This is a genomic window from Candidatus Latescibacter sp. IFSED24, from assembly GCF_058273205.1.
In genome coordinates, this window is record NZ_CM177850.1 from 3,586,508 (window position 1) to 3,600,856 (window position 14,349).

11 protein-coding genes are annotated in these 14,349 nt (G+C 67.1%); 4 read left to right on the forward strand and 7 right to left on the reverse strand.

All coding sequences use genetic code 11. The annotated features are described in order from the left end of the window. Positions 1-57 precede the first annotated feature (57 nt). A complete protein-coding gene (locus IFSED24_RS14530) occupies positions 58-2,718 on the reverse strand; it encodes a TonB-dependent receptor (RefSeq protein ID WP_491332196.1) in 2,661 nt (886 codons plus the stop codon). A gap of 220 nt (positions 2,719-2,938) precedes the next feature. Here IFSED24_RS14530 and IFSED24_RS14535 point away from each other — a divergent pair, with 220 nt between their 5' ends. Genes IFSED24_RS14535 through IFSED24_RS14550 form a run of 4 tightly spaced genes read left to right on the forward strand, consistent with a single transcriptional unit; the run spans position 2,939 to position 7,272 of the window. After that, entirely contained in the window at positions 2,939-3,109 is a 171-nt protein-coding gene (locus IFSED24_RS14535; RefSeq protein WP_491332197.1) for a hypothetical protein, read from the forward strand. A 3-nt stretch (positions 3,110-3,112) separates the two neighbouring features. Then, a complete protein-coding gene (locus IFSED24_RS14540) occupies positions 3,113-3,688 on the forward strand; it encodes a T9SS type A sorting domain-containing protein (protein ID WP_491332198.1) in 576 nt (191 codons plus the stop codon). Between the two features lie 12 nt (positions 3,689-3,700). Continuing rightward, entirely contained in the window at positions 3,701-5,749 is a 2,049-nt protein-coding gene (locus tag IFSED24_RS14545) for a DUF8740 domain-containing protein (RefSeq protein ID WP_491332199.1), read from the forward strand. Positions 5,750-5,763: 14 nt separating this feature from the next. Further along, positions 5,764-7,272, forward strand: a complete 1,509-nt coding sequence (locus tag IFSED24_RS14550; RefSeq protein ID WP_491332200.1) for a C10 family peptidase — start codon at positions 5,764-5,766, stop codon at positions 7,270-7,272. A 57-nt stretch (positions 7,273-7,329) separates the two neighbouring features. On the opposite strand, the gene IFSED24_RS14555 is transcribed toward IFSED24_RS14550, so the two are convergent. From IFSED24_RS14555 to IFSED24_RS14580, 6 genes are read right to left on the reverse strand one after another with little or no spacing between them, the layout of a single operon-like run. Next, a complete protein-coding gene (locus IFSED24_RS14555) occupies positions 7,330-8,625 on the reverse strand; it encodes a PP2C family protein-serine/threonine phosphatase (RefSeq protein ID WP_491332201.1) in 1,296 nt (431 codons plus the stop codon). Between the two features lie 24 nt (positions 8,626-8,649). Further along, entirely contained in the window at positions 8,650-9,654 is a 1,005-nt protein-coding gene (locus IFSED24_RS14560) for a PrsW family glutamic-type intramembrane protease (protein ID WP_491335064.1), read from the reverse strand. A gap of 6 nt (positions 9,655-9,660) precedes the next feature. After that, complete coding sequence (locus tag IFSED24_RS14565) at positions 9,661-10,431, reverse strand: anti-sigma factor (RefSeq protein WP_491332202.1); 771 nt, start codon at positions 10,429-10,431, stop codon at positions 9,661-9,663. Continuing rightward, positions 10,428-11,114, reverse strand: coding sequence for an RNA polymerase sigma factor (locus IFSED24_RS14570; RefSeq protein ID WP_491332203.1), 687 nt, complete (start codon positions 11,112-11,114; stop codon positions 10,428-10,430). Before IFSED24_RS14570 ends, IFSED24_RS14565 begins: the two co-directional genes overlap by 4 nt. Next, positions 11,023-11,703 (reverse strand): ATP-binding protein, encoded by a 681-nt coding sequence (locus IFSED24_RS14575; RefSeq protein ID WP_491332204.1) that lies wholly within the window; start codon positions 11,701-11,703, stop codon positions 11,023-11,025. The genes IFSED24_RS14570 and IFSED24_RS14575 overlap by 92 nt, the downstream gene beginning before the upstream one ends. A gap of 22 nt (positions 11,704-11,725) precedes the next feature. Next, positions 11,726-14,083, reverse strand: a complete 2,358-nt coding sequence (locus IFSED24_RS14580) for a protein kinase domain-containing protein (protein ID WP_491332205.1) — start codon at positions 14,081-14,083, stop codon at positions 11,726-11,728. Positions 14,084-14,349 lie beyond the last annotated feature (266 nt).

The following is a 14,349-nucleotide window of genomic DNA, read 5'->3' on the forward strand; positions in this document are numbered from 1 at the left end:
CTCGTATTAGATCGCGGATCTCGCGCGTAACGCGCGGTCGTGCCGAACGCCGGAAGGTCAGAACTCGATCTCCGCGCCGATTCGCACGGCGAACGGTGGCTGATATCTGGTAGGCAAGCCGTAGGTCGGGCTGGGAAAGGCCTGATTGCCGTCTTCCTGCCCAAGGTAGCGTTTCTGGTCGAAGTTGGTCGCCTTGCGTGGAGCGCCCAGGTGCAGGAGATCGCAGACCAGCCGGCTGCGCAGGTTCCAACCGGTGAGGATCGCCAGATCGTAAGTCAGACGCAGATTCAGGTCCCAGATGTCGGGCGTGCGGCCGGCGGTGCCACGGGGCCGCAGAAAGACGTTGTAGTACGCCGACTGTCCTGCTCCGAACTCGTTCAGCGGCGTGCCGCTCATCCAGGCGAAGCTGCTGCCCAAGGTCAGCCCGAAACCGGAGCGCCAGGACCCGGCCAGCTTCGCGACGTGCGTTCGGTCGTTGGGCAGGAGGCCATGGCCGTTGACCAGCAGCTCCAGGTCGTCCCACTGCGGCGAGAAGTTCGGGTCATTGCCGTTGCCGCCGTAATCCGAGGCGAAGATCCCGCTGGTGTTGCCGCGCGTGCGGGAGAGGACGTAGGACGTCAGCAGGTCGAAGCGTCCGCCGCCGGTGAGCTGGTACGTGACCTCCAGCGCCGCATAGTCGCGCGAAGGGCGCGGATAGTCCGCCAGCAGACCACGCCCCGGGTTGCCCCACACGAAGTTGCCCTCGGCCTCGACCCACGCGTCCTCGATGGCCTCGCGCAGCTCGCGGTAGACGCCGCGAACGGTGAACCGTCCCCGAGCGCCGAGCTGCCGTTCATAGCCCAGCATGATCTCGTCGTAGTGCTGACCGCGCAGGTCGTCGACGAGAGCGTCCGTGGCGGTCGCGATGACCGTTCCGCCGGTCGGATCAAGCCGGGGATCGTGGTCATACAGGGTCACATCGAGGCTGGCATCGTCGATGAGCAGTCGCGACGGCGCCCACAATGACAGGTCCTGGTAGTAGCGGCCGTACGACCCGAAGACCCTCGCTCGCTGTTGCTGGCCCAGCAGGTAGACGACCCCGACGCGCGGCTGCCACTGGTCGATGATGCGGACCTCTTCGCTGTCGGAGCCCACGAGATACTGGCCGTTCCAGCGTACGCCGTAGTTCAGGCGCAGGCGGTCGCCGAGGCGCCAGGAGTCCTGCGCGAAAAGGGCCGGGATGCGGTTCGTCACCTCGCCGTGCGTGCGTATATCCGAGAGGATGAAAAACTCCATGTCCCCGTCCACGCCCCGTTCCAGCAGCCACGAATCGTCCTTCACCGTCATGGCGCTGCGGCGATACTCGGCACCGACCTTCAGCGTGTGCGCTCCCTGGGGCAGCGTCGCATCCAAGCCGGCCGTCAGGTCGACACCGTGATTGTAGTTGGCGCCGTCGGCGAACATCGTGCCCCCGCTGATCACCCCCGTCTCCCAGTCGTAGAGCAGGATCTCCTCGCGGCCGCGCGCCGTTCGCGGCGCCCACTCGTCGTGGTTCCACACCGCCGACAGATTCGACTGCAGCAACGAATTCTTGCCCACGAAGTGCCGCCCGCGGAGCGAGGCCATCACGGTGGAGAGATCCTGTTCGATGAGCGCCGGATCGGGATTGGCGAGCGCCGTCGGGTTCAGCAAGACCCAGGTGAGGTCGCCGTGGCTTGGATCGCCCGCCACCGAGAGGGTGAAGTCGTTGGCATCGTTCGCGAGCCAGTCGAGCTTCGCGGCGAAACGATGGGTGGTGGTCTGGTCGGTGCTGTCGTCCTGGCCGGGAATCGCCGTTTCCTGGTGGTCGAAGGCCGGATTGTAGGCCAGGAAGTACCAGAGCCGGTCGCGTTGCAGCGGTCCTCCGACGCTGGCGCCGACGTCCCAGCGCGCGAAACTGCCCTGATTCGCGTCGGCGAAGCCGATCTTCGGCGTGCCGGTGAGCTGATCGTTGAGGAAGAACCCGAAGATCTGCCCTCGCACCTCGTTGCTGCCGGAATAGGTGATCACGTCGACGACGCCGCCCTGGGCGCCGCGGAACTCGGCCTGGTAGCCGCCGGTCCTGACGCGCACCTCTTCCACGAAATTGTAGGGCAGCTCCATGGCGTCCCAGCCGTACATGGGGTCGGTCACGTCCACGCCGTCGATATACCACTTGTTCTCGAGGCCGGTGCCGCCGGCGAAGTTCGGTCCGTCGCCGAGGTAACTGTCCAGGACGTGCGGCAGCAGCGTGGCGAGATCCATGTAGTTGCGACCGACCGGCAGGTCGCCGAACTCGCCAGCGATCAGGTTGCCGCCCAGCGCGGTCTCGCTCGGATCGATCAACGGCGGCTTGGCCGTGACGACCAGCGTTTCACGTTCGTACTCCAGTAGCTCGAGGGTGGTCGTGCCGGTGCTCGTGGTGCCGCCCAGACGGACGGTCGATCCGGTCAAGACGGTGGGTCGGAAGCCGGCGGCGAGGATCTCGACGTCGTAACGGCCCACCGGCAACGCCCGCAGTGTGAAGGTGCCGTCGGCTCCAGTCTGAGCGGACCGGTTCCCGAGTAGCCCGGAGCCCGTCGCGGTTACCGTGGCGCCCGCGATCGGAGCGCCGTCGTCGTCGATCACGCGACCCTCGATGCGACCGGTGGATTCCTGGGCCGCGGCGGAGCCGGCGACGAGGACGACGAGGAGGATAACGGATGTGGCGCGACGTCGCATTCCGGCTCCTTTCGTGTGCTTCGGGGCGTAGAGGCAGACGTGAAGGAAATCCGGTCGAATATCCTCGATCATATCGTCGCCAGCGTACGGCCGTCAACCGGCAACGGGGGACGCTCGCATCCAACATTTCCACCCTTACCCGGTAGTTACTCCGAGTCACGCGAGAATCGGCCGCGGCCCGATCCAGGCGACGGTCGCCTCGCCCTAAGAGGAGGCGGAGATGCAGATCAATGCGTGGAAAGGCGGGATGCGCTGGCTCGTCATGGAACTTGCCTTCCTGGCGTCGGCACCCGCGGTCGGCCGCGAATGGACGACGGAGATCGTGGACGATCCGGCGCCGGACGACGGCCCTGGCGGCCGGCGCAGCGACCGGCACGCGGAAAGGAGATAAGGCATGAACTCGAAATTCACACGCCCGCTCGCCGGTTTGGTCCTACTCGGCAGCCTCGTGATCCTGTCTCTCGACTCGCCGGACATCGAGGCCGCCGGCGAGGGACGCGCCAACCTCACGCTGCTGGCGAACACGCTGGCCGCCGCATCCGGCCGGGCGTCGTCGCCCTCTTACGCGCACTCGGGGACGCTGGGGCAGCCCCAGCCCATCGGAACGTCGCAGTCGGCCAACCACGTCGCGGCGAGCGGCTACTGGCCCGTCGAACTCCAGGTCACCGTGGACGCGCCCGACGTCCCCCAACCGGTGGACGCCCTGTTCCAGAACCACCCTAATCCCTTCAACCCGGTGACTGAGATCGTCTTCTCGGTCCACCGCACCACGCGCGCCAGCCTGACGATTTACGACCTCCAGGGGCGTCGCGTCCGCACGCTACTCGACGAGACCGTTCTCTCGGGGATCCACGCGGTGACCTGGAACGGAAGGGACGACGCGGGACGGCAGGCGTCATCGGGCGTCTATTTCTGCCGTCTCGTCACCGTCGACTACCAGAGCGTGAAGAAACTGACGCTCGTCAAGTGAGAGGGGTCGATCATGTCAAAATATTCCAGGATGGCGGCGATCTGCGCGATCGTCCTGCTTGCGGCGACGGTGCGGGCCGGGGTCCCCCAGCTCATCAACTACCAGGGCACCGTCTTCGGCGATGGCAACCAGCCGCTCAACGGCGAATTCGCCGTCACTTTCCGGGTCTACGACGCCGAGAACGGAGGGTCCGTGGTCTGGGAGGAGACCCAGGACCCAGTTATCTTCGTCAACGGCCTGTTCTCGGTGCTGCTGGGCGATGAGACCCCCATCGAATCGTCTCTCACCGAATCGCCCGACCGCTGGCTCGGGATCACCATCGGCGCCGACAGCGAGATGGAACCGAGGCTCCGCCTGACATCGTCGCCCTTCGCCCTGCACGCGGCCGTGGCCGACGTGGCGCTGAGCGGAGGCGGCAGCGGGCTCACGTTGCCCTACAGCGGGACGGTGGAGTATCCCGGCACGGCCTTCCGCGTGACGAACACCGACACCGTGACCAACGACACCTGGGGCGCCTTCTTCAGCTCCGCCAGCCCCAACGGACGGGGCGTCGGGTCCTACGCCACCTACACGGGAGCGGCCACCAACTTCGGCGGTTCGTTCAAGGCCGCGGGCCGCAGCGGCATCGGCGTCATCGGCCAGGCCGGCAACACCGCCGCGGACGCCTGGAACATCGGCGGCAAGTTCATCGGCTACGGCGGCCACGGCTACGGCGTGTGGGGAGAATCGACCTCCGAGAACGCCGGCGTGGGCGGCCGGTTCGTCTGCAGCGGCGAATGGGGGACCGGTGTCCACGCCGTCGTCCCCAGCTACACCGCCATCGGCCTGAAGGCCGAGAACACGGGCGGCGGGATCGCGATCCAGTCCCTCGGCCGGCTCGACGTCCTGCGCGGTGCCGCCGCGTCGCATTCCGTGGCGATCTTTCGTGCCTCGACCACTGGCGAGTACAACGGCGACATCACCTTCCAGAACGGCGATGGAAGCAACGCCTGGCTGCTCAGCGCGCCGCGGGTGACCAGCGGCAACGACCTGGCCATCTTCGCCGACAACGGCGCGGGCTGGCAGGAGACGTTCCGCATCGACAAGGACACCGGCAACGTGGGCGTCCACGTGGCCGACCCGGACGAGAAGCTCACCGTCGACGGCAGCCTTCACCTGCTGTCGGGCGGCGTGAAGTTCGCGGACGGTTCGGTGCAGACGTCCGCGGGGGGCGGGCTGGAACTTCCGTTCGAGGCAGAGTCGGCCACCTCCGGCTATGCGCTCACGGTCCGCAACACCTATGACGGGTCGTACATCAACCCCAACGAGTTGCCCACCGGTGGCCATTTCGAGTCGAGCCTCGGCCCAGGCGTGGCCGGCATCGGGGCCCCGGGCGTATTCGGGAGCGGTCCTGTCGGTGTCCGCGGCGAGGCCGACGGCAACAACGTCCGTGCAATCGAGGGTGTTACGACCGGAATGCGGAACATCGGCGTCTTCGGTAGTTCCACCTACGACGGATGGATGCCGGCTCCCCACTATGGCGGCTGGTTCGAGGCGAACGGCCTGTCCGGCGTCGGCCTGCGGGCATCCGGGACCAGCCACGCCGCGAGCTTCTATGGTGACGTCAATATCTACTCCCGCGAAGGCGACCTCGCCATCAGGCTGGACAGCGGACTTGACTACGCCGAGGGGTTCAATGTGGTCGCAGACGTGGAGATCGAATCGGGCACCGTCATGGCGCTCGATCCGTATCATCCCGGCGAGCTTGCCGTCTGCCGTGTCGCTTACGACCGAAAGGTCGCCGGCGTCGTCGCGGGCGCCAACGGCCTCGGCTCCGGCGTCACCCTCGGCGGCGACGAATTCGACTGCAACATCGCCCTGGCCGGGCGCATCTACTGCAAGGTCTTCGACCCCGACCACGACATCGCAGCGGGCGACCTCCTGACGACCTCGGACGTGGCCGGTTACGCCCGCAAGGCCGTGGACTGGCAGCGGTCCCAGGGCGCCGTGCTGGGCAAGGCCATGGAGGCGCTCCCGCGCGGCCGGAAAGACAAGATCCTGGTCATGATCACCCTGCAGTGAAGGGAGGTTCCGACATGCGAACAACAACCCTGCGAATCCTGTTCGCTCTCTGGAGCCTCGGGATGCTGGCCGGAACCGCCCATGCTCAACCCGTGACCTCGGAGGAGGCAGAGGGCATCGCTGGCGAGTGGATCAATCTGGTCATCCGGATGACCGGTGCCTGGGGGGATCGGCCGGGAGCGTTCGTTACGAGCAGCGAACCGATGATCACGGACGGCCGTACGGTCGGCTACCTTTGCGCGGTCGAGCCTCACGGTTTTATTGCGGTCTCGGCCTACCGCGGGCTAGCTCCGGTGCGGGCTTACTCGGAGACCACGAGCATCACGGCATCGACGGAGACCGGGATCCCGGGGATCCTCAAGATGAAGATGCACGACATCATCGCCGAGGCGGAGTACCGCCTGGGCACGTCCCTCGACGCGGCCTCGATCGATGCCGTCAGCGACATCTTGGAGGTGGACTGCCGCGACGCCTGGCGGGCGCTCGGCACGGAGAGCGGCCACCTGGCGATCGCGAGGACCGACTACCAAGAAGGCGGCGTGATGCTGGAAACCGAGTGGGAGCAGGACTACCCGTACAACGCAAACTGTCCGGCCAACGGCTGCTCCGACGATCCCGAGGGCCGGACTCTTGTGGGGTGCGTGCCCACGGCGGCTGCGCAGATCATGCGCTACTGGTCCTGGCCGCCTGCGCGTAACGGCCACGCCATTCCCGAGTACGACTGGACCCTGATGCCGCAGACCCTGTCCGGGAGTTCGCCGAGCAGCGAGATCGAGGAGGTCTCGCGACTCTGCCGTAACATCGGCAGCGAGGCGGGCGCCCATTACGGATGCGACGAAACCTGGGCCTTCATGGGCGGCGTACCGGGCGACGACATGCGCGACGCCTACATCAACGCCTTCCTCTATCACGGGAACACCGACTGGGAACTGCGCGACGTTACGTCGTCGAGCGAATGGTGGAACATGATCGTCAATGACCTCGACGCCAACCGCCCCCTCCAGTACGCGATCTCGACGAGCTGGCTGATCCAGGGGCACTCCATGGTCCTGGACGGATATCGACTCTTCGGCGGCAGCATCCGGCAGTACCACATGAACTACGGCTGGGGGCCCGACGTCGAGTGCTGGGAGTATCCGTGCAACTACTGGTACACGCTCGACGAGCTCTATGGGAGCCAGGTCACGGCGGCTGAGAACCTCATTCGGCACATCCGGCCGTTCTGCAACGAGGGGGAGACCATTGCGGATGGAGATCATTCCGTTGACGGTGGATATCCATACATCTACTACGATCGCGACGTGACCGGTGCGAACGCGACCCATCAACCAGGGTGGAACATCCAGTTCTTGCCCGGGGTGCAGGTCACGGGGGTCAGCGCCACCGGAGGGGTCCTGAGCTACCTTAGCTACCCCGGCACGCCGACCAGGCTCTACACCATCCACAACGGGCGCGAACCCGAGATCACGATCCAGGGTGGCAGCATCGAACTGAAAAACAACGGGGGGATTCAGCTGCAATAGGACGGATGTGATGCAGCGACGGGCCGTACCGGGCGTACGTTCGATACGACCCGCCGTTCATCGAGATCGCGCCAGCACGAGGATGGTGAGGTCGTCCTGGAGTGGGCCGCCGATCAAGCCGTCGACGATCTCGGCGATCGCGGTGTTCGTGATCGCCGGCCGCGCGTTCCGCCACGCCGCGACCAGTCTGGCCAGGAGCGTGTCGCCACGGATCTGTTCGCCGTCGCGGCCGACCGCCTCGATGGCGCCGTCCGTGAGGACGACCGTGATTTCACCGACCTCGCAGACCGTCGTGCCCTGGCGATACGTGAAGTCCTGGAGAGCCCCCAGAACCGGGTCACCCGCCCGTGCAGATTGAACCTCGACCGACGAAGCGCCGTGCACGATCACCGGCGGCCAGTGCCCCGCGTTCGCGAACTCCAGTTCGTGGGTCCGGGGATCCAGCCGCCCCATGTACAGGCTCGCGAACCGTTCCGGCGCCGTCGACTCGAAAAGCAACCGGTTCGCCCGGGTCAGGCAGTCGGCGGGCGCCAGGCCCGACAGCGCCAGCCCGCGCAACGTGGCCTGCAGGCTGGCCATGAGCAGCGCCGCCGGTATGCCCTTGCCCGAGACGTCGCCCAGCCAGAACACCAGCCGACCGTCCGCCAGCAGGTGGAAGTCGTAAAAGTCGCCTCCGACCGTCTCGGCGGGTCGGTTCAGGGCCGCCACCTCGTAGCCCGGCACCGCCGGGGCCGTGTCGGGCAGCAATTCCGTCTGGATCTGGCGCGCCATCTCCAGGTCCCGCCGCAGCACCGCCAGGGTGCGTTCCTCCTCGGCCAGCCGGGCGTTCTCCACCACCTGGGCCGACTGGGCGGCGATGATGGCCAGGATCCGTTCGTCGTCGGCATCGAACGGGCGGCCGTCCTTGCGGTTGCAGGCGGCCACGATGCCCACCAGCCGGTCCTTCACCAGCAGCGGGACGCAGAGCAGGGTGCGCAAACCGTCGGGCAGGGGCACGCCGGCGAGCCGCGCATCGTCGCCGGCGTCGGCCGTGCGCAGCGGGGCCGGGTCGTGCAGCATGCGGCCAAGCAGTGCCTCGGAGAGGTGGATGGCCCGGCCCTCGCCGGACATGACGCGCACTAGGGTCTTCGCCGGAGTGCGACCGTCGCGGTCCAGCAGGCTCACCACCATCTGCTCGGCGGACACCGCCCGCCGCGCCCGACCGACGATGGCCGTGACCACCTCGTCGGCGCTGCCGGCGGCGCCGATGGTCCGAGCGAGCTTGTTGAGCATCGTCAGCTCGTCGACCGCACGCCGCAGCCGGCGATTCTCGTCGCGGAGATCTTCACGGTCGGGGCCGGAGTCGGAGCGCACGGCGACTTCCATCCGGAACGGGCGTCAACCCTGGCGGAGCATCGCGGACCGCCACCGCCGCAAGCGGTGAGGGCGCAGCAATGGGCGCAGGGCGAGCCGGCCGGTCGGTCCGATCCTGCGCTCGAGACGGTCGTATTCTTCCAGGCGTTCCCGGGTGTCGGCGGCCGGCGGGACCCGGAATCCGTTCTTGCGCATCAGTAGCATGCCCTTGACCTGGATCGCAAGCACCACGTCGAGCCGCAGCAGGCAGTACATGTCGGCGACAACCTCCGGCGAGAACCGTCGCCGCAGCGCGCCCAGATACGCGCCGACGGGCGTCTGCGAAACGGCACCGTGGTGGAAGAGAGCCAGCATCTGGGCGGTGGTGTCGAAGCCGGTGCCGATCCACTCCGCGGTGGCGCGCTCGCTGCGGCGAAAGACCAGGGCCAGGGTCACGGGCAGGACGATGATCACGACGAGCACGGTCAGCGCTTCCGACCCGATGAAGTGGTTGAACAGCGAGTGCAAGATGACCGCGATGGCCAGGCCCGGCAGAAACGGTAGCCGGGCGCCGCGGGCGAAGCGCTCCTGGGAGACGACGGCGAAGATCGCCGTCGTACCGCCGTGCATGATGGCCGTGCCGCAGCCGCGCAGGATCCAGATCCCCGGTCCGGCCAGGGGTTGCTGATGCAGGTACCAGAGGTTTTCCAGCAAGCCGAACCCGACGCCGACCGCGAAGCCGAGGATCGCCGCCTCGATGCCGAAGCCGATCAACCGGCGCCGGACCAGCACCACCGGCAAGACGGCCTTGGCAGCCTCCTCGAGAACCGGCGCCACGTAGCGGGCAAAGACCAGCGGATCGAGGCCGGTGACCCGGAAGATCGTCCGGTTCACGACGAACGTGGCGGCCAGCGAGACCCCGCCGGCGACCAGCGCGATCCCGACGGTGCGCCCCCGCACGAGCTTGAAGCTGTCGAGGCAGAGCAGCGCCGCAAGCAGGAAAATCGCCGGTGTGAAGGACACGAGCAGGTGGATCGCGTCGACGCCCATCACCGGTCAGTCGTCCGCCGACGGCGGCGCAAGGCGCTGCTCGCCGACGACCTCGCCGCCGCGCAGGATCTGCAGGTGAAGCACGGCCCCGGCTCCCGGAGGTCGGTCGAGCAGGACCTGCAGCGTGACGCGACCCCGGGCCTGGACGTTCAACCGGCCCGGCGCCGCGAGGACCTTGCCCTCTCCCGTGCCCGTGACCAGATAGCCATCGCAAGTCAGCTGCTCGTCGAACCCCAGTGCGAGGGCGGCGTCCCGCGGTGCATCGAGCTCGAGACGGATCCTGACGGCGTCGGCCGCGAATTGCACGTCCCCGACGACGGCGATCCCGGACCCGACCAGTTCGAGGGGTACCGGCAAGACGTCCGCGCGGGAATCGCTGGCTCCGACGGTTCCGAAGACGTCTCCGCGGGGGCGTTCCCCACTCTCGATGGCCGTCAGGATCACCGCTCCGGCCAGCAACCCGGCGACGAACGCGAGCCCGGGCGCGGGCCTCAGCAGTTCACGGAGCGCGCCGAGCACCACGCCGTCGAACCGTCGGCGTGACTCCGGCGCGTTCGCCGGGTCGATCACGGACATCACGTCGGCCTCGAGATCCGCCGGCGGGATGGCCGGGCCGACCTCGTCGAGGAGCTGCAAGCCGGCCCGCAGATCCGCGAAATACTGTGCCGCCTCCGGGTTTTCGGCCAGATAGTCCGCCAGCTCCGCGGACTCGGCCGGCGTGTTGACCGCGTCGATCTCACCGTTCATCAGATCGAGCAATCGCCGGGGAATCGTCATGGATATCCCTCCCGGGCGAGCTCCCGCTTCAGAGCCTGGCGGGCCGTGTAGAGGCGGGATTTGACCACATCCTCCTCGATGTCCAGGATCTCGCCGATCTCGCGGTAGGAGAGGAAGAGCAGGTGCTTAAGGATGATCACCACGCGCTGGTCCAGCGACAGCCGGCTCAACCCGAGCTGGAGGATACGGCCCTTCTCGGCGCTGGCGTATTCGTCTTCGGGGCCGGGGCGGTGGCTGACGACGTCGGAATCCAGCGGCCGGTACCGTTTCCGCCGGGCGACGTGGTCGAGCGCCTCGTTGACCGCGATGCGGTAGAGCCAGCTGAAGAACCGGTGGCGCGAGTCGAAATGGTCGAGCTTCTCGTAGGCCTTGACGAAGGCGGCCTGCGTGACATCGCGGGCATCGTCGTGGTCGCCGACGATCCGAAGCGCCGCCGTGAAGAGAGGTCCGTCGTAGCGCTGGATGATCACGGCAAAGGCCCTCCGCTCTCCTTGCCTGACGCGTTCGATGATCGGTAGATCGATGTCAGTCATAACTACCCGAGGCCGTGAGAAATGTTGGAGGGCGGCAGATCGCTCCGTTCCTCTTCCGTCACTCGATCTCGAGGATGTGGTCGAACCCGGCGATGGTGAAAAGCTCGCGCAGGTACGGACTGAGGCCGGTGATCCGTAACCCGTGCCCATCGTCGCGCAGGCGGCGTTGGGTCGCGATCAGCAGCCCGAAACCGGCGCTGGAAATGTACTCGAGCTGCGAGCAGTCGATTTCGCAGTTCGTTGTGATCGACATCAGGACCGGCCGGGCGCTGTCGACTTGGACGACGCCGAACTGGCCGCAAATCACGATCTTGTCCTCTTGCTCGCGCCTGATCTCGAACACGGTGTCCTCCAGCTTCTTGACGACCGTGATGGTTAGGTCGCGGCCGTCGTGCTCGAAGCGCAACTCGTCGACGACCTTGCGGACCAGCCTCAAGCCGAGCCCACGACCTGTTATCGCCTCCGGCGAGCCCGCGTGATCCGTCGGCGGTGACGCTTGCGGATCGAATGGCGCCGCTTCGTAGTCGGTCAACCTGAGCTGGACTCCGCGTTCCGTCCGGCTCAGCTCGACGCGGATCTCCGGCCCGCCGCCCCGGCCGTGCTCCACCTGGTTGACGAACAACTCTTCGGCCGCCAGCCTGATTGCCAGGGCGTTTGCCAGCGGCATGCGCTGACCTGCGAGCCAGCTCGCGACCGCGGTCTGGAGCTCGTTTGCGGCCGTCCGCGAACGCTCGATCATCCGGTCCATCGTTTCGACCCCGTCAACTGGTCGGCAAGCCGAGACGTCGCGCCAGGTCGACCATCTCCGGTCTCGGCCAGAACTTCGCGAGCGAATCGTACCAGCGCATCCAGAAGACGCGCCAGTCCCGCTCCTCGTAGGCCTGCTCGAGAGCAACCATCGCGTCGTCCGGTCGGTCGAGCGCCGCGAGGACGACCGCGAAGAACATCGGCGGGACGTACGCCTGCTCGTCGCGCTTCCGCAGGTCGGCCAGGATCGCCTCGGCCTCGTCGTTGCGGCCGGCCATGGCGTAGACTGACGCGAGATCGGGCAGGATCTCGGGATCGCCGCCGCCGAGTGCGAGCATCGAGTCCGCGGCCGTCAACTCGGCGATGGCGCCGTCCAGATCGCCCGTGCCGGCGCGGATCTTGCCGAGTATCCAGCGCGAGACCCAGTGGTCGCCTGCCATCGCGAAGGCGCGATCCAACGTCGTCTGCGCCTCCTCGTATTGCCCCAGGATTTCGTAGCGACCGGCGAGGTTGGCCAACAGGAACGTGTTCAGGGGATCCTTCTTGGTGGCCAGCAGGGCCTCGGCGAGCGCCTCCTCGTTGCGACCACGCAGGTTGAGATACTGCGCGTAGGCCAACGAACCCAGGTTCGGGTTGATCTGGTGCGCGCGCTGGAAATGAGGCTCGGCGCCGACGAGGTCGAAGTCGGCGTTCCAGACCAGGTCGCCGAGCGCGTTGTGTGCCTCGGCGCTGTTGGGCGCCAGTTCCAGGGCGCGCCTGACTGCTTGCCGCCACCGGTCGTTCACCGCCGCTGCGGGCAGCGCCGCCATCTGCTGCAGCTGGTGCAGCGAACTGCCGAGATGGAGGTAGGCGTCGGCGAACCGGGGATCGATCTCGATCGCGCGCTCGTAGTGGGTGATGGCGGTGCGCAGCGCGTCCGAGACCATCTGCTGCTGGTAGTGCTTGCCCAGAAGGTATGCCACGTAGGCGTCGGGTGAAACGCTGTGCGTCTCCGCGAGGCGGACCTCCTCCACGGAGGTCAACTTGGCCTGCACCGCGCCGGCGATGGATCGCGCGACCTCGCTCTGCAGGGAGAAGATATCCCTCAGATCGCGCTCGTAGCTCTCGGCCCAGAGAACCTGATCGGTCGCGGCCATCACGAGTTGCGCCGCCACCCGCACCCGGTCGCCGAGGCGCTGGACCGATCCCTCGAGGAGCGCTTCGGCGCCAAGCTGGCGGCCGATCTCGGCCGACGTGTCGAACTGTTCCCGCGCCTTTCGCGACGCGTTGCGCGAGACCACGGTCAGCGCGCTGATCTTCGACAGTCCCGTGACCAGTTCGTCGGCGATGCCGTCGACGAAGTACTCCTGGCCCGGCTGACCGGAGAGGTCCTCTAGCGGCATGACCGCGATGGTGCCGACGGCCTGACCGCCACCGATCGGACCGGGACGCCACAGGGTCGCGACGAGGGCGACGGCGATCGCCGCCGCGCCCGCTGCGGCCAGCCAGGCCAGCGGCAGATGACGGCGGCCGTAACGCCGGAGGCTGTAGATCAGGGTGGTCTTGGCCAGTCCGTGCTCGAGCGACTCGCCGACCGCCTGCAGCCTCTGCAGGACCTGATCCGCGTCCGTGATCCGGTTCTCCGGCCGCTTGGTCATCAAGTCCTCGACCAGGGCCTCCAGCTCCATCGGCGCGTCGGGTCGCAGCGAAGTCAGGCGCGGCGGCTGAACGTGGTTGATCGCATACAGCATGGCCAACTCGTGGTCGGCCTCGAACGGTTGTCGTCCCGTGATCATCTCGTAGAGGATCACGCCGAGGGACCACAGGTCGCTCCGGTGGTCCACGGCGCCGCCCCGTGTCTGCTCCGGGGACATATAGGAAACGGTGCCGGTCAACCCGCCGGCCTGCGTCAACCGGGTCCCGTCCACGTGACGCGCGAGGCCGAAGTCCATGATCACGGGCCGCCCCTCCGGCGTGATCATGATGTTGCCAGGCTTGATATCGCGGTGGACGAAGCCCTTCGCATGGGCGGCTCGCAGACCCTCGGCGATCTGCCGGGTGATGTCCAGGACCTCGGGGATCGGCAAGGGGCCCCCCGCGATCCGCTGGTCCAGGGTCGTCCCCTCGAGGAACGACATGGCGATGAATGTCTCGTCGCCTTCCTGGACGATCTCGTGAACCGGACAGATGTTGGGATGCTGCAGGTTGGCGGCAGCGCGAGCCTCGTTCACCAAACGAGCCTCGATCTGCGCGCGACCCCGGGAGCCGGGCGCGATGAACTTCAGGGCGCGGAGGCACCGCAGTTCCGTATCCTCCGCCTTGTAGACGACGCCCATGCCCCCTTCGCCGAGCTTCTCGAGGATCCGGAAATGGGAGATGGTTCGGCCGACCAAGGAGAGCCTCCCCGATTCGTGTCACCTTTGCGGTGCCGCCGCGATAGAGAATAACCGCAATCTGGATTTCAAGTAAAGACTGCGGATAGGAATCCCGACCGCCAAGGCACCCGCCCACCGCACTGATCGCTTTGAGCACCTTCAGGGGCGTCGGGAGGCGGGACTATGCGGTTGAAATTCCTATCCTCCTACTGAGGCCATGAGGTACTTGCTGGTGAGACCTCGGCCCTGTCACGGTCATGGCTTACGCCAGCCTCGCGCCAGTG